The 15,468-nt window shown below is 70.9% G+C and carries 13 protein-coding genes; 4 read left to right on the top strand and 9 right to left on the bottom strand.

The features are described 5' to 3' along the window. Nucleotides 1–70: 70 nt before the first annotated feature. Entirely contained in the window at nucleotides 71–1,486 is a 1,416-nt protein-coding gene (locus AB8O64_RS32385; RefSeq protein WP_370423159.1) for an NADP-dependent succinic semialdehyde dehydrogenase, read from the bottom strand. A 433-nt stretch (nucleotides 1,487–1,919) separates the two neighbouring features. On the opposite strand from AB8O64_RS32385, the gene AB8O64_RS32380 reads away from it, so the two are divergent. From AB8O64_RS32380 to thpD, 4 genes are all read left to right on the top strand, one after another. Further along, nucleotides 1,920–2,855 (top strand): glutamate ABC transporter substrate-binding protein, encoded by a 936-nt coding sequence (locus AB8O64_RS32380; RefSeq protein WP_370423158.1) that lies wholly within the window; start codon nucleotides 1,920–1,922, stop codon nucleotides 2,853–2,855. 52 nt (nucleotides 2,856–2,907) lie between these two features. Next, a complete protein-coding gene (locus tag AB8O64_RS32375; protein WP_370423156.1) occupies nucleotides 2,908–3,555 on the top strand; it encodes an amino acid ABC transporter permease in 648 nt (215 codons plus the stop codon). Next, the gene (locus AB8O64_RS32370; RefSeq protein WP_370423154.1) at nucleotides 3,552–4,496 is read left to right on the top strand and encodes an amino acid ABC transporter permease; all 945 of its coding nucleotides are present in this window, start codon (nucleotides 3,552–3,554) and stop codon (nucleotides 4,494–4,496) included. Before AB8O64_RS32375 ends, AB8O64_RS32370 begins: the two co-directional genes overlap by 4 nt. Before the next feature lie 122 nt (nucleotides 4,497–4,618). After that, nucleotides 4,619–5,584 carry an ectoine hydroxylase gene (gene thpD / locus AB8O64_RS32365; RefSeq protein WP_370423153.1) on the top strand — a complete coding sequence of 322 codons (966 nt, stop codon included), beginning with the start codon at nucleotides 4,619–4,621 and terminating at the stop codon, nucleotides 5,582–5,584. Here thpD and AB8O64_RS32360 read toward each other — a convergent pair. The 8 genes from AB8O64_RS32360 to AB8O64_RS32325 all read right to left on the bottom strand — a co-directional run bounded on the left by AB8O64_RS32360 (nucleotide 5,544) and on the right by AB8O64_RS32325 (nucleotide 14,983). Continuing rightward, complete coding sequence (locus tag AB8O64_RS32360; protein WP_370423151.1) at nucleotides 5,544–6,656, bottom strand: hypothetical protein; 1,113 nt, start codon at nucleotides 6,654–6,656, stop codon at nucleotides 5,544–5,546. The genes thpD and AB8O64_RS32360 overlap by 41 nt on opposite strands. Nucleotides 6,657–6,735: 79 nt before the next feature. After that, nucleotides 6,736–7,656: a methyltransferase domain-containing protein gene (locus tag AB8O64_RS32355; RefSeq protein ID WP_370423150.1), complete on the bottom strand. Its 921-nt coding sequence runs from the start codon at nucleotides 7,654–7,656 to the stop codon at nucleotides 6,736–6,738. 53 nt (nucleotides 7,657–7,709) lie between these two features. Further along, nucleotides 7,710–8,669, bottom strand: coding sequence for an ornithine carbamoyltransferase (locus tag AB8O64_RS32350; protein WP_370423148.1), 960 nt, complete (start codon nucleotides 8,667–8,669; stop codon nucleotides 7,710–7,712). A gap of 80 nt (nucleotides 8,670–8,749) precedes the next feature. Beyond that, complete coding sequence (locus AB8O64_RS32345; RefSeq protein ID WP_370423147.1) at nucleotides 8,750–9,787, bottom strand: ornithine cyclodeaminase; 1,038 nt, start codon at nucleotides 9,785–9,787, stop codon at nucleotides 8,750–8,752. Between the two features lie 152 nt (nucleotides 9,788–9,939). Then, nucleotides 9,940–10,869, bottom strand: coding sequence for a diiron oxygenase (locus AB8O64_RS32340; RefSeq protein WP_370423145.1), 930 nt, complete (start codon nucleotides 10,867–10,869; stop codon nucleotides 9,940–9,942). Continuing rightward, nucleotides 10,866–11,873 (bottom strand): pyridoxal-phosphate dependent enzyme, encoded by a 1,008-nt coding sequence (locus AB8O64_RS32335; RefSeq protein ID WP_370423144.1) that lies wholly within the window; start codon nucleotides 11,871–11,873, stop codon nucleotides 10,866–10,868. Before AB8O64_RS32335 ends, AB8O64_RS32340 begins: the two co-directional genes overlap by 4 nt. A gap of 386 nt (nucleotides 11,874–12,259) precedes the next feature. Beyond that, the gene (locus tag AB8O64_RS32330; RefSeq protein ID WP_370423142.1) at nucleotides 12,260–13,642 is read right to left on the bottom strand and encodes an MFS transporter; all 1,383 of its coding nucleotides are present in this window, start codon (nucleotides 13,640–13,642) and stop codon (nucleotides 12,260–12,262) included. A 414-nt stretch (nucleotides 13,643–14,056) separates the two neighbouring features. Further along, nucleotides 14,057–14,983, bottom strand: a complete 927-nt coding sequence (locus AB8O64_RS32325; RefSeq protein WP_370423141.1) for a polysaccharide deacetylase — start codon at nucleotides 14,981–14,983, stop codon at nucleotides 14,057–14,059. Nucleotides 14,984–15,468: the final 485 nt, after the last annotated feature.

Raw genomic sequence — 15,468 nt, 5'->3', positions numbered from 1 at the left:
CGCACGTACCCTACGCGGTCGCCGCGAAGGCGCGCGAAAGGGCGGGAAAGGGAAGGCCGCGGACCTGCCGCTACCGCCCCTCGGGCTCCTTGCCGTGCCACACCGTCGTGACGTTGCAGAATTCGCGGATGCCGTGCCCCGACAGCTCCCGGCCATAGCCGGAGCGTTTCACTCCGCCGAAGGGGAGCGCCGGGTGGGAGGCCGTCATGCCGTTGAAGAAGACGCCACCGGCCTCCATGTCGCGGACGAAGCGGAGCTGTTCTTCCTCGTCACGGGTCCACACGTTCGAACTCAGGCCGAACGGGGTGTCGTTGGCGAGGTACACCGCCTCGTCCAGGTCCCGCACCCGGTACAGCGTGGCCACCGGGCCGAAGGTCTCCTCCTGGTGGATGCGCATCTCGGGGGTGACGTCGGCGAGGATCGTCGGCTCGTAGAACCAGCCGTTCGCCAGCGGCCCGGGGGTCTTGGGCCGGGCCCCGCCGCACAGCGCGGTGGCGCCCCGGCGCAGGGCGTCGTCGACCAGTTCCTCCAGGTCGGCGCGTCCCTGCTCGCTGGCGAGCGGGCCGACGTCGGTGGAGTCGGCCATCGGGTCGCCTACGGTCAGTTCCGCCATGCGGGCGGTGAAGCGCGCGGCGAACGCGTCGTAGACGTCCGTGTGGACGATGAAGCGCTTGGCGGCGATGCACGACTGGCCGTTGTTCTGCACACGGGCCGTGACGGCGGTGCGGGCGGCCCGGTCCACGTCGGCCGAGGGCATCACCACGAACGGGTCGCTGCCGCCCAGTTCCAGCACGGTCCTCTTGATCTCGTCACCGGCGATCGCCGCGACCGAGCGGCCCGCCGGCTCGCTGCCGGTGAGCGTCGCGGCGGCGACCCTGGGGTCGCGCAGGATGCCCTCGACGGCACCGGACCCCACGAGCAGCGTCTGGAAACAGCCCTCGGGGAATCCGGCGCGGCGGAAGAGGTCCTCCAGATAGAGCGCGGTCTGCGGCACGTTGGAGGCGTGTTTGAGCAGGCCCACGTTGCCCGCCATCAGTGCGGGGGCGGCGAAGCGCACGACCTGCCACAGCGGGAAGTTCCACGGCATGACGGCGAGGATGACGCCCAGCGGCCGGTAGTGGACGCGGGCGTGGGAGGCGCCGGAGTCCTTCACCTCCGCCTCGGCGGGGTGCTCGTCGGCCAGCAGTTCCTCGGCGTGCGCGGCGTACCAGCGCATGGTCTTCGCGCACTTGGCGGCCTCCGCGCGGGCGGCGGCGAGCGGCTTGCCCATCTCGGTCGTCATGGTGCGGGCGATGTCGTCCTGGTCGCCCTCCAGGAGGTCCGCCGCGCGGTTGAGCAGCCGGGCCCGTTCGGCGAAGTCCGTCGTGCGGTAGGTGCGGAACGTCGCGGCCGCGGTGGCCAGCCGTCGCTCGATCTCCTCGGCCCCCAGCGGGTCGAACGTCTTGAGCGTCTCGCCGTTGGCGGGGTTCACCGTTGCGATGGGCATGGATGTCCTTCCTCATGCTCGATGCCTCGACCTTGCGATGCCCCGCCCGGCCGCGCAACGCGTACCGGCCCCGGCACCACGACAGGGCCCTACCCCGTCCGTGCCCGGGCACGCCGGCCGGGCGTCAATTCCGGCCCGGGATCGATCACCCGAACCGGTGCCCCCTTTCGCAGTGCGGGTAGCGGAACACGGCCCCGCCGGTATGCTTTATTTCGTCTTGAGTGATCCGCTGATCATCACTTTTCCTGCTCATCCTCTTGTTGCGCCACCCCGTGTTGTCACGTCGGCGTCGGCCTGTCGACGACCGTTGCCGCGCCGCTGATCGGTCCTCGCGCAGGTCCTTTACATCGCTGTCCCTTGCATGTCCTTTGCATCGCTGTCCCCTTGCATCGCTCTCGCACCCGGCCACGCGCAGGTCCCTGAGGAGCAGCCCTTGAGGAGCGGAACGAGATCGAGGAGCGCACTCGTCCTGGCCACCGTGCTGCTCGTGGCAGCCTCCGTGGTGTCCTGCGGCCGGGGCGGCGTACCGCCGGGCAGCGTCGCAGCGATGATGGGCGCCGGGGAGAACGGGATCACCCCTTCGGCCTATCCGGTGAACCGGAACGTCACGGTCGAAGGCTCCCCCACCCTCGCCCGCGCCGAGGCCGCCCGCCGGATCGTCATCGGGGTGAAGTCCGACCACCCCTTCCTGGGGTTCGAGGACCCCGTCACCGGGCGGCGCTTCGGGTTCGACGTCGAGATCGCGCGGATGATCGCCGCGGACCTGGGGTTCGGGCCCGGCCGGATCTCCTGGAAGACCGTCCCGCCGCAGGGCCGGGAGACGGCCATCTCCAAGGGCGACGTGGATTTCTACGTCGCCGCGTACACCATCAACGACGAGCGCAAGAAGCATGTCTCCTTCGCCGGGCCGTACTACGTCGCGGGGCAGGACCTGCTGGTCAAGCGGGGAAACAGGGACATCCACGGCCCGGGCGACCTCAAGGGCAAGCGGGTCTGTTCGGTCACCGGCTCCACGCCCTTCCAGCGCATCGAGAAGCCGGAGTACGGCGCCGAGGTCAGCTCGCACGACAGTTACGCCCAGTGCGTCCAGGACCTGATCAGCGGTGAGGCCGACGCGGTGACCGCCGACGACACGATCCTGAAGGGCTACGCGGCGCAGAACGGCGGACGGCTGCGGGTCGTCGGCCGGCCGTTCTCGCAGGAGCCCTACGGCGTCGGGCTGGCCAAGGGCGACAAGGCCCTGCGCGACGCCATCGACGACGCGCTGGAACGTCACCGGGACAACGGCGACTGGCAACGGGCCTACGACGCCACGCTCGGCCTCTCCGGAGCGCGTGCCCCGAGGCCGCCGGAGGTGATCCGGTACTGACGACGCTCGTCAGGCTGCCCGCTGCCCCGCCCACGAGGCCACGGAGGCGAACGTGCACGTACTGCTGGACAACCTCGACCTCTTCCGCAGAGGGTTCGTCGGCACCGTGGCGCTCACCGGCCTGAGCACGCTGCTCGCCCTGGTCCTGGGCACCGTGCTGACCGTCTTCCGGGTCTGTCCCGTCCCACCGCTGCGCGTCATCGGCGCCGCCGGGGTGACCGTGCTGTGCAACACCCCGCTCACCCTGCTGTTCTTCGGCGTCACCCTCGGCCTGCCGATGCTCGGCATGTCCGGGCTCAGCTACTTCACGCTCGCCGTGCTGACCCTGGGCGGCTACACCTCCGCGTTCGTCTGCGAGGCCCTCAGATCGGGCATCAACACCGTCGACGCGGGACAGGCGGAGGCGGCCCGCAGTCTCGGCATGTCCTTCGCCCAGACCACGCTGCTGATCGTGCTGCCCCAGGCCGGCCGGGCCGTGGTCCCCCCGGTCGGCAGCCTGCTGATCACCCTGACCAAGAACTCGGCACTGGCGGGCGGCTTCAGCGTCTACGAGCTGTTCAGCGTGGAGAAGACCCTCGCCGAGGAGGGTTACGCCATTCTCACCGTCTTCCTGTGGGTCGCCCTCGCCTATCTCGCACTGATCATGATGATCAGCGGGGTCTTCCGGCTGCTCGAACACCGGCTGGCGGTGGTCCGGTGACCTCCGGTGAGTCGATCCTCTTCGAGGCGCCGGGGCCGCGCGGCCGCCGCCGCAACCGGATATGCAGCGTGCTGGCGGTCGTGGGCATCGCCGCCGTGGTCGGCTATGTGATCGTGCGGCTGCACGACGCGGGCCAGTTCACCTGGGCCATGTGGGAGGCGTTCACCTACCAGGGCGTCCAGCGGCGGATCCTGATCGGGGCCCTGGACACCCTCAAGGCGTTCGCGCTGGCGGTGGTGTTCTCCCTGCTGCTCGGTGTACTGCTGGCCACGGGCCGGCTCTCCCGGCACCGTGTGCTGCGCTGGCCCGCCACCGCGCTGGTGGAGTTCTTCCGCGCGATGCCGCTGCTCATCATGATCTTCGCGCTGTACAACATGGGCTGGCTGCGTTCGTGGGTCGCGGCCGTCGCACGCTTCCTGCGGGAACACCTGGGACAGACCGGTGTCTGGCTCGCGGACAACTTCGCGAGCCCCACACTCTGGGCGCTGGTCATCGGGATCGCCCTGTACAACGGTTCGGTGCAGGCGGAAATCCTGCGCGCCGGGGCCCGCGCGGTGCCCCGCGGGCAGACCGAGGCGGCGTACGCCCTGGGCATGCGCAAGACACAGGTCACCACGACGGTCGTGCTGCCGCAGGCGGTACGGACCATGCTGCCCAGCATCGTCGGCCAGATCGTGGTGACGCTGAAGGACACCTCGCTCGGTTTCATCATCACGTACGAGGAACTCCTTTACGCGGGGAAACTCCTGGCACAGAACACGGCGACCCCCGCGGGCTATCCCTACATACCCGTGCTGCTCGTGGTCGGCCCGATATACATCGGCATGTGCCTGGCGCTCAGCACATTCGCCAAGTGGCTCGCCCACCGGGGCCGGCAGCAGCGCCGGCCCGGGCTCCGTTTCCGGTCCCCCGCGGACCCTGTCCGAAAACCCGCCGGATAAAGCGCGACGGAACAGGGGCGAGGTTTCGGTGTCCCGGCCCCGGGCAGCCATCCAGCGGAATTCGACCCGAGGCTGTGGCAAGGGTCCGTCCCGGTATCCCCGAGGCCCAAGGAGATTCGGCGATGTCCTCATCCGTACCCTCAACCGGCTCTTCCGGTCCTTCGGGTTCGGTGCCCGACGACCCGTATCCCACGCGTTATGTGACCGAGTCGGTGCCCGTCCCCCGGAGCCACCCCGTCGTCTGGAGCGGCGCACCGGACGGGAGCGGCCCGTTGCACGCGGACGAGCTGGCTGCCTACGACCGCGACGGCTTTCTCGCCTTCGAGGCCCTGCTGACGCCTGGTCAAGTCGCCGCGTGCGCCGAGGAGATACGCCGCATAGGGCGCGACAGAGCGCTGCGCGACACCGAGCGGGTGGTGCTGGAGCCGGACTCCGAGGAGATCCGGTCGGTCTTCGAAGTCCACGCGCTGTCCGAGGTGTTCGCCGCCGTCGTCCACTCGGACGCCCTGGCGGGCATCGCCCGGCAGATCCTCGGCTCCGAGGTGTACCTCCACCAGAGCCGGGTGAACTACAAAGCGGCCTTCGAGGGTTCGCGGTTCGGCTGGCACTCCGACTTCGAGACCTGGCACTCGGAGGACGGGATGCCGGCGCCCCGGGCCCTCAGCATGTCGATCGCCCTCACCGAGAACATGCCGTACAACGGACCGCTGATGATCATCCCCGGGTCGCACCGGACCTTCGTGCCGTCCGTCGGCGAGACCCCCGACGACTACCACAAGCTCTCGCTCCTGGGGAAGAACCTGCCGGCCGGGTCCGCCGACCGGGCCGGGGTGACCGCGCTGGCCGAGCGGCACGGCATCCGGCAGTTCACCGGCGCCCCGGGCTCGGCCGTCATGTTCGACTGCAATTGTCTGCATGCCTCCAGCGGCAACACCTCGCCCTTCCCGCGCACCAATCTCTTCGTGGTCTACAACAGCGTCGAGAACCCCCTCGGGGCCCCCTACGCGGCACCCAGGCCCCGCCCCGGGTATCTGGCCAACCGCACGGTCACGCCGATCCCGCGACAGGGCCGAAGCCCGGGGCGATGAGCCGGGCCACCTCCCGCGTGGTGTAACCGCGCTCGAAGTGGCGGGGCTCGGACAGCATGAGGGCGCCGAGCCCGAGGAGGGTGTGCGCGTACTCCGCCATCGTGCCCCTCCAGGCCGTGGCGTCGAGCATCCACGGCTCGGTCTCCGCCGACAGATCGGCCGTCCCCTCACGCAGGAGCGACTTGGACAGCTTCGCCCCGGAGTCGGAGAGCACCACCGGGGTGAAGATCCGTACGGGCGGCACGGCGCCGGGATAGCACAGGAACGCCTCGTCCAGGAGCCGGCAGCCCGGCGCCCAGTCCGCGCCTTTGACGATCACCGGGAGGGCGTCGGGATCGCGGGCCGCGACGCGCTCCTTGACCAGGTTGCGGTGCAGGGTCGTCAGACCTATGTAGGTGTCCGTCCCGGGGGTGACGTCCACCAGGTACTTCCCGTGGTCGAGGCAGACCGCCGCGAACCGGGCCTCCCCGGCGTCGGCCGACAGCAGTTCGGTGTCCTCGCCGTGCTTCTGCGACCAGCCGCAGCGTGGGCAGGGGAAGCTCACGGGGACCATGCCGGTGGAGGGGGCGAGTATCCACCGCAGGGTGTCCATGATGCCCAGCGAGGCCAGGAACTCCTCCCGGAACGCCACCTGTGACTGCTGACGCGTATAGGTCTCGACCTCGTACGGCACACCCGTGGCGGCGGACAGTTCGTCGAAGAGGGCGCCGTAGTAGAGCCGCACCAGCTCCCGTACACGGGACTCCCCGAGCGCGTGCCGGAACGAGCGTTCGTAGACCGAGCCCGTCTCGGGACACACGCGGGTCTCGCAGGGGGAGTTGTCGAGGGCGCCGAACCGCAGGCACGGCTCGACGCCGAAACGTTCCTGCGCTGCCGCGGCGAGCTGGAACGCGGCGGTCTGCATGACGTTGGTCCCCAGGTGGGGGGCGCCGTTGATCTGCACTCCGGCGTGCAGGACCACGCGGTCACAACGGGTGGCTCTCAGCTGGGCGTGGATGAAGTCGGCGCTGTGCAGCACCGCGTGGGCGGTGACGCTGACCGGTGAGACGGGTATGGGACGTGGTGCGTTCACGACGGACTCTCCGCCTTTCTCTCGTGCTCGTTCCCTCTCGTGCGCGGCTGTGCTCACCCCCGTCGGACCGTGCCCCGCCTCACCAGTGGTGACGTACGGCGGCCGGCGGCAGATCCAGGACCCGCAGCTGGTCCGGCCGGCCCTCCGGGCGGTACCCGTCCAGGGTCTCCAGCCGGGAGGTGCGCGAACGGGCCGCGGTCCGCAGCAGTTCCAGCAGCCCGTCCGCGGTGAGCCGGCCGGACGCCCGGGCCGCGTCCGCCCCCGCCCACCGGCAGGCCAGGCCGACGATGAAGTAGGCGGGCGGCTCGTGCCCCGTCCGCCACAGCACGGCTTCGCCCTGCTCCTCCAGGGCCAGCACCTGGTCCATGTGGCTCAGGGTGAACTCCCCCAGGGGCAGCGGGCACAGCGTGACGGATTCGATGCGGTATCCGGCCGACTCCAGCAGCCGGACCGCCTTGCGCGGGGTGGAGTAACTGCCGATGGTGAAGCCCAGGTCGGCGCGGAGCGCGCTGCCGTGCCCGATGATCGCCGGGGCCCATTTGAGCCCGTCCGTGCCACCGCCGATGGACCGGCGCCGGTCATCGGCGTGTGCGGCGAGCGGAACGTACGGCGGGTTGCTGGTGACGACCAGCGGCCGGGGCAGCGGGGTGGGCGCGGTGGCCAGCAGTTCGTCGGTGGACAGCTCGGAGAAGTCGCCCCGGGCGATGGTGACCCGGCCGCCGTCGCGCGAGGCGTAGTGCTCGGTGGCCCAGGCGACCGTCTCCGCTCCCGCGTCCACGCCGTGGACCCGCGCCGCCCCGGCGCGGGCCATCGCGGCCGCAGCCGCCCCGCTGCCCGAGCCCAGGTCCAGCACGGAACAGCCCTCGGTGATGAGGTCGTGGGCCACCCACACGCCGATCTCGGTGTCGGCGGGCTCGAAGAACACCTGCGGGGAGGTGGGCGGGACGAAGTCGTCGGCCAGGAGGTGCTTGTAGTCATGGACGCGGGAGACGTTCGGCATGGAACCTCGATCCGGGAGTGTACGGGCGGGGAGCGGGGGCGAGACGGGTGCGGTCAGCCGTGCGGGCCTGCCGCCCATTCGAGGATCGCCATCGCGCCGGACAGCTTCATCGCCGCCTGCGTCCAGGCCAGCGACCGGGGGCCGTCGAGGACGTCTCCCGCGACCTCGTCGCCCCGGTGGGCGGGCAGGTCGTGCATGAACGACGCCTGGGGCCAGCGGCCCAGCAGCGCCTCGTCGACGTGGAAGGGGCGGAACGTCTCCCGCCAGGACGCGTCGGGCTTGGCGGTGCCCGTGGTCTGCCAGCGGGTGGTGTAGACGACGTCCACCTCGTCGGGGGCGAGGGCGAGGTCGTGGATCTGCCGGACCCGGGCGCCCGCGCCGTCGGCCCGGCGTACCGCCGCCGCCAGTTCGTCCGCGGGCAGACCGTACCCGGTGGGGGTGGCGAGGGTGAGCCGGGCCCGGGGCACGGCCGCGAGCCCGTGGGCGAGCGCGACCGCAGTGTTGTTGCCCTCGCCGACGTAGAGCACGCGGATGCCCGCGAGGTCGCCGAAGGTCAGCGCGAGCGTCGCGAGGTCGGTCACGCCCTGGCTCGGGTGCTCCTGGGCCGCCATGGCGTTGACGACCGGCAGCCGGCCCTCCCGTGACAGCTCGCGCAGCTCGTCGAGGGGGCCGGCGGTGCGGGCCACCAGGGCGTCGAGCATCGAGCCCAGCACCCGGCCGGTGTCCCCCACCGATTCACCGGTGTTCAGCTGCAGATCGCCCGGCCCGAAGGTGACCGGGGTGCCGCCCAGCCGGATGGCACCGACGGTGAAGGCGGTACGGGTACGGGTCGAGGTCTTGGTGAACAGCACGCCGATCGCCTGGCCGTCCAGCGGGCGGTCGTGGGCGTGACGGTCGCGGAACAGCTCGACCGATCGCCCGATCAGACTCGTGATCAGCTCTGGTGGCAGCTCGGCCAGCGAGAACAGGCCCCGCGCGTGCCCGGGGCCCTGCCGGTCGTGGGTGTCGCCCATGAAACCTCGCTCGTCGGAGACGGATCAACGGATGGGGAAAGGGATCGGGGAGGCCGGGTACGGCAGGGCCGCACCCGACGTCAGTAGAGGGTGAGCACCTGCCCGTGGCCCCGTTCCACGGCCACCCGGTGGATCTCCCCCAGCAGGCCGACGTCCAGTACCGACATGCCGAACGGGTTGCTGATCACATGGCCCGTGGTCGGGCGGATCGCGGGCCGCTCGCCGATGAGCACCTGGCCGAGCGTGCCGTCCAGGGCCCGTGCCCCGCCCCGCACGTCGGCGTCGGCCCGTGCGACGACATGGCCGTCGCGCAGCATCCTGCCGAGGATCCGGCGGGGGTTGTCGGCCACGAGATCCACGTCGTCCACGAACAGGCCCTGTGCGGTGAGGAAGACGTCCGGCAGGAGGTCGTCCAGGGAGACGTGGGCGACGAACGTGCCCGGGACGAGCCATCCCGCGGGCAGATAGCCGCGGTCGGTGGTGGTCGTGGTCACGACGACGGGCGCCGCGCCCACGGCCGCCCGCGCGCGGTCCTGGACGTGGACCTTGAGCCGCGGGTGGTGCTCGCGTGTCCACTGCGCCAGGGCTTCGGCGCGCGACGCCGCCATGTCGTGCAGATGAACGGATCCGACGTGCGGGAACGTACGGGCGAGGAGGTCGATGTGCGCGCGGGCCAGGGTGCCGCAGCCGATGACGGTCATCGCGTCCCAGCGGCTCGGCCCGAGGTGCGTGAGGCTCACCATGGTGTACGCGGCGGTGCGGGTGGCGCTGAGCCACCCCGCCTCGGCCAGCATCACAGGGCGCGCGGTCTCGGGGTCGAAGACCATGCCCACCCCACCGGCCCGCTCCCGGCCGTGCCCCGGGTTGCTGGTGGCCGCGTTGATCAGCTTCACCCCCAGCACGGGCGGCCCGTCGTCCCGCTCCACCGCGCCGAGCATGGCGAGGGAGCGGCAGTACGCCCCTTCGCCGTTGGTCCACGGGAGGTAGCCCTCGGGCGGCAGCGTGGTGCGCCCCTCGGCCTGGCGCCGCAGCACCCGTTCGACGACCGCGCAGGGGTCGACGTCCGTCATGCAGGCCAGCACCGCGCTCCGGTCCAGAAAGAGCAGATCTTCCGTCATCCGTCGCCTCTCGACAGGGCACGGCCCCACTTGTGCGGTCACCGCGCTGTTTCGTCAACTTCCGTACGAATCGGTCGCTCTCGATCGGTTTCTGTCGCGTGGAAGGGCAGGGAGTCGGTGGGGGGCTTTTCGCCGGTCGGCACGGTTCGGCGTCAGTCGTGGAGCAGCTCCGCCGCCTCGAAGGCCTCCCGGCCGCCGGGCACGCTCAGCGCGCCCACTTCCTCGAACAGCCGTACCGCGTGCCGGGCCGCGGACCTGATGCCCGCGTTCACCCGGTCCGCCGGATAGGCATCGCGGACGACCTCCTCCACGGCCGCCGGTGCCAGCCCGGCGGCGGCCAGCGAGGCCCGTACCGGACGCAGGTCCGGCAGCAGGCTGGAGCGGATCAGCCCGGGCAGGCAGCGGGCGACGCGGCCGCGCAGCGCGGCGGGCTGCTGGGCCCACAGCTCACGGAAGAACCGGGAGAAGAAGACGTGGTGCCAGCCCTCGTCCCGGGCATGGTCGCGGACGACGTCCCGGACGACGGTGAGGACCCGGGGGTCCTTCGGCACGTCGTTGAGGATCGCCGTGATCAGCATTTCGAAGACGACGACCTGGAGCAATTGGGCGAGGACGGGCTCGTCCGGCAGAGCCTGCTCGCCGACGTGGTCGAGCCGGCTGAGGAAGGGCTCGAAGTCATAGGGGGCCGGGGGGATTCGGGCCGCGGCGGAAATCTGGTCGATGATGTCGAGGCTGTAGAGGGAGTGATAGCCCTCGTCCACATAGATGCGGTAGGCATCCAGCCGGACCGGGGTGCCCGTGTCGACCCCGCTGCGGCCTCCCGCGATCCGTTCCGTGGCCCGGTTGACCACCCGGGTCTCGAACTGGGCGGTGAAGCCGAGGTATTGGAAGAGATGGCGGGCGAGCAGCTCCGCACGGCGGCGTTCGGGCAGGGCCCGCACCCGTGGGTGGTCCCAGTAGGGGACGAGGCCGGGCGGGAAGAAGAGCCGGCCGGTCGCCAGTTCGCCGCCCAGCCGGCGGCGCGGCCCGGACCGCACCCCGGCCCGGTCGTACCATTCGCGTTTGGCATCCGCCGCGCTCACGGCGTCGACTCCTCTCGTGGAAACCGCGGTGGCGGTGGGGCGGGCGGGGCGTGGTCGCGGGTGGCCAGGATCTCCACTCCCCGGGCGACGTCCACCGGCTCCAGCCCCTTCCGCTCACGCCAGAGGGCGGAGAAGACGGTGTCGAAGTAGCGGTCGGCGCCGTCCGGGCACAGACAGGCCACGCTGTCCCGCCGGGGTGCGGTGCGCAGCAGCTTGAGCGCCGCCGCGATCAGCGCCCCCGAACTCCCGCCCACGCCCATGCCGGTGCTCTCCGACAGCCACAGGCAGGCGCTCACCGCCTCCTGCGGGGTGATCCACAGGGCGGGGCGGTAGCCGTCGGGCAGGAAGGTGGACGGCCGGCTCGCACCGATGCCCGACAGCACCCGCCGCCCGGAGACCCCGCCGAGGGCGGCCGAGCCGACCACGTCCACGCCGATCAGCTCCCACTGGGGCCGGAAGGCGGTCACATAGTCGCGGAAGCCCGCCAGGGTGCCCCCGGTGGACACCGCCACCAGGACGGTCGTGGGCCGCCCCCCGGTCTGTGCCCACAGCTCGGGGGCCGTCCCCCGGGTGTGGGCGCGGGGATTGGCCGGATTGACGTACTGATTGGGCCAGACCAGGCGGGGCTGGACGCGCAGCCGCTCGCGTATGTACGCGATCCGGCTGAGCAGATAGCCGCCCGCGCCGTCCGGCTTGTCGACGGTGACCACTCGTCCCCCGAGGGCGCGCACGGCCTCCACGACCGACGCGCTGCTGCGGGGGTCCACCACGGCCGTGAACGGCACGCCGTGCGCCGCCGCGACGGCCGCGAGGGCGAGGCCGAGATTGCCCGAGGTGGACTCGACGATGCCGATTTCGGGATCCACCCGGCTCTCGACGTCCTGCCACAGGGCGAGCGCGGTACGCCCTTTGATGGAACCGTGCGGATTGTGTGACTCCAACTTCAGCCACAACGTTCCGGGAATACCGTCCACGGAAAGCTGCAAATCGACAACCGGGGTCATGGGCGCCGGAGATCCACTGTCCCTCGGCGGATTCGCGTGACCGTCGGCCAAGCCCGCCAAAACTCCTCCTCGGTACTGCCGGATCCGCCGGGCCGAAATCCGGGAAACGATACCCCCGGATCATCGAATCTATTTCCGGGTGACGCGTGCTGCAAGATGGCGAACTCGCCACCTTTATCGGTGGGCAGGCCATGACAGCCGCATAATTGCCTGGCCTTGATGTGTCGTCAGAGCCTGCTGATGACACAGCGCGCCCGCGGCGGCCGCGTGAGTCGCCCTGCGCACCATGGCCGAAATCTCCATCCGCTGCTCCGTCATCCGTCGGTCACCTGTCCGTCATCCGTCCGGCATGCGCCCGGGTGTGTCCCGTCATGGGTGGATCGCGCTCACCGGGGGCTCTGGTCCGCCGTGTCGTCGAAGGGCCGGGCCGGGCCCCGCAGCCGGCTCGCGGCCGAGGGACCGACACCGTCACCCACCGGTGCCCCCGGGACCGGCGATTCGGTCGGCCCGGCGGGGAGGGTCGTCTGCGCCGGCAGCGGACGGCAGGGCAACGCCCGGGTGCGGTACAGCCACACCGACGCCGAGGCGGAGATCATCCCGTAGCCCAGACAGCACATCCAGGGCAGCCAGGCGTGCCCGGTGGCCCCGGCCACGTCCATGGCCCAGCCGACCGCGGCATTGCCGCCGGTCGCCACCAATCCGGAGAACACATAGAACAGTCCGTAGTAGGTACCGGTCAGCCGCTCGAGCCCGAATCTCGGGATGAGGTCCATGACCGCCGGCTGGGCGATCATGAGCCCCAGGTAGAGCAGCAGCGAACCCGTGACCATCACGACCATCCGGGAAGCCGACTCGGCGAAGCCGTGCGGTGGCCCCGCACCGCAGATCAGCAGCGGTGGTGTGAAGCCGAGCCCTATCACGGCGAGCCCGGCACCCACCCATCGCGCGCCGCCGCCGCGCCGCGCCAGCACTCGGGTGATCCGGAGCTGGAAGAGCATGCTGGCGACCGCGCCGGTGGCGAGCAGCACGCTCGCCGCGCCCTGCCAGCCGGACGCCTGCCGCGCACCCTCGGGGAGCAGCAGATAGAGCTGGTTCTCCATCGCGAACATGCCGGTCACGGCGAACGCGAAGACCACGAACCGGCGGTCGCCGAAGACCGCACGCCAGTCCGCCAGCACCGTGCCCCGGTTGCTCGGCACCCGGTACGTCGGCAGCAGGAAGACCTGGGCGCCCGTGAGGAGGGCGAAGACCACGGCCGCCGACAGCGCGCAGAGCCGGAAGTCGATGGTGACCAGCAGGCTGCCCAGGAGCAGCCCGACCAGCGAGGCGGCCGTCGAGGAGACGGTCAGGAGCGAGAACGCCTCGGCCTTGCGCTCCCCCGCCTCGAGCGCGACGTAGGCACGCATCGCCGGGTAGAACATCGCCCCGGCGAGACCGCTGAGCGCGGACGCGCCGAGCAGCAGCGGCAGTGAGTCCCCGACGGCGAAGAGGGCGAAACCCACGGTCCGCAGGGCGCAGCCGCAGATGATCACCGCGCGGGGGCCGATGCGGTCGGCCGCCGAACCACCGAGGAGGAACAGCCCCTCCTGGCTGAGGTTCCGGGTGCCGAGCACCAGCCCGACCAGGGCGGCCGACATTCCGAGCCCCTGCCCCAGATATTCCGCCAGAAAGGGAATCAGGAGGTAGAAGCCGACGTCCACCCCAAACTGGTTGAGCAATAGCAATCGCAATGCGAGCGGAAACCCGCGGACCGCCTGTAGAGTCCTCATGAATTTTCCCTATTCGACCCGAACGGGAGAGAAGAACACCCGGGCCGAGTGGGCGGCATCGCGCCCAGCGGGTGTGACGGTGCGTGCAGCGGCAAGGACGGCGGCCGGGGCGGCCGCAGATACCGCCCTTTCAAGGGTCGGAGCGCCCCGGCGTCTGGCTCGTCAGCTCGCTTTCCCGTTCAGGGGAACGGTCGCACTCGTGGCCTGAGTCGGCGGTGGATCATATGCTTTTGCAGTGCATTCAACGACTCCCCGCTGCGCTCGGAAGAATACCCGACGGACACTTTAGCAAAGCAACCGCTTGCTCGATAGAGCGCGTTCAGGGGTTACTGCACCGCCGACGGCACCGATCTGTTTTTTCGGTGCCGTCGAATTCGGTCCCGGACTTTCCTTCGAACACGGGAACCCGCGTACCTACGAACTGGCCTCCGACCGGCTCTTCACATAGGCGGCGACTTCCTGGTGCGTCGCGTACCAGATGCCCTCGTGACCGGCGATGTGCTCCAGCAACTCCTCCAGCACCACCATGCGGGACCGGTGGCCGATCACATGCGGGTGCATCGTCATCTGGAACAGCCCGCCCTCGGCGTACGCGGCGTCGAACTCGTCCCGCCAGATGCCCACCACATGACGCGGCATCGCGTACGGCCGCAGAGCGGTGTACCGGTCCATCGGGAAGTAGATCGCGTCGTCGCGGATCCACTCCGGCGGGAGTTCCACCATGCCCGTGGGCTCCCCGTCGGCGACGATCTCGTAGGGGTCGTCGTCGGCCATCAGCGAGGAGTCGTACAGCAGACCGAGTTCACGGCTGATCGCCAGGGTCGCGTCGCTGAAGTCCCACGACGGGGTACGGATCCCGACCGGACGCTGTCCGCTGAGCCGCTCCAGGGTGTCGGCGCAGCGGAACATCAGGTCGCGCTCGTTCTTGGGGTCCAGTTCCATGTTGCGTTCGTGGATCCAGCCGTGGATGCCCACCTCGTGTCCCCGGTCGGTGTAGCCCCGCGCCTCGTCGGGGCGGAGCAGGGCGCACACCGCGGGCATGAAGAAGGTGGCGGGAATGGAACGTCGTTCCAGCAGCGCCAGGATCCTCGGGACGCCCACGCGGGCACCGAACTCGCCCTGTGACAGCTTGCCCGGCTGGGTCTGGCCGTCCCGCAGCGGTATCGACTCGTGGTCGGGGTCGAAGGAGATGGCGACGGCGGCCCTCGCACCCTGCGGCCAGGTGTCGGGCTTCAGGCTCCGCCCCGCACGGACCCGCTCGACGTGTCCCCGCCACTCGTGCTCCTCCCACTGCCAGGGAAGCTTCTCCGTCAGGTGATCGCGCCGGTCGGATGCGGCCATGGTCGGCTCCTCGTCCTCGAATGCGGTCTTGGATGCGGTCTTGGATGCGCGATACCGGGGCCGGCTCACGGGGCCCATGGCCCGGGCCGGGGCCGGTCGGCTGAGCCGGACGGGGCGGTCGGGTCGATCGGGTCGGGTTGACGCGGGCGAATCCGACGGCCGGTCGCGGCCGAAGGCAGCCGCCGACGGTTCCGGGGGTCGCCGCCCGGGGCGGCCTCGCGGAATCGGGCGTACGGCCCGCGGGGCGCGGTGTCGACGGTGACCCACGGCCCGCGGGCCGACGGGAGCCGCGGTGCCGTCCGGTGGTGTGGTCGGGCGTGCACGGCGCCGGGCCTCCGCCGACATGGTGACAGGGCGTCAGAGACCGGGTCAGGAGCGCGAATGCGCCACGTTGCGAGGGCGGTTCCGCCGGGATTCCGGGCCGCTCGGCCGCGGCGTCGCGGCACGCGGGCCCCGTCGGGTCCCCCTCAAGGCCACCTGGGGCC

This window comes from Streptomyces sp. QH1-20 (genome assembly GCF_041283565.1).
In the GTDB taxonomy this organism is placed as follows: Bacteria; Actinomycetota; Actinomycetes; order Streptomycetales; family Streptomycetaceae; genus Streptomyces; species Streptomyces syringius.
The sequence above is the reverse complement of the archived record's forward strand: the minus strand, read 5'-3'. Positions and strand labels throughout refer to the sequence as shown.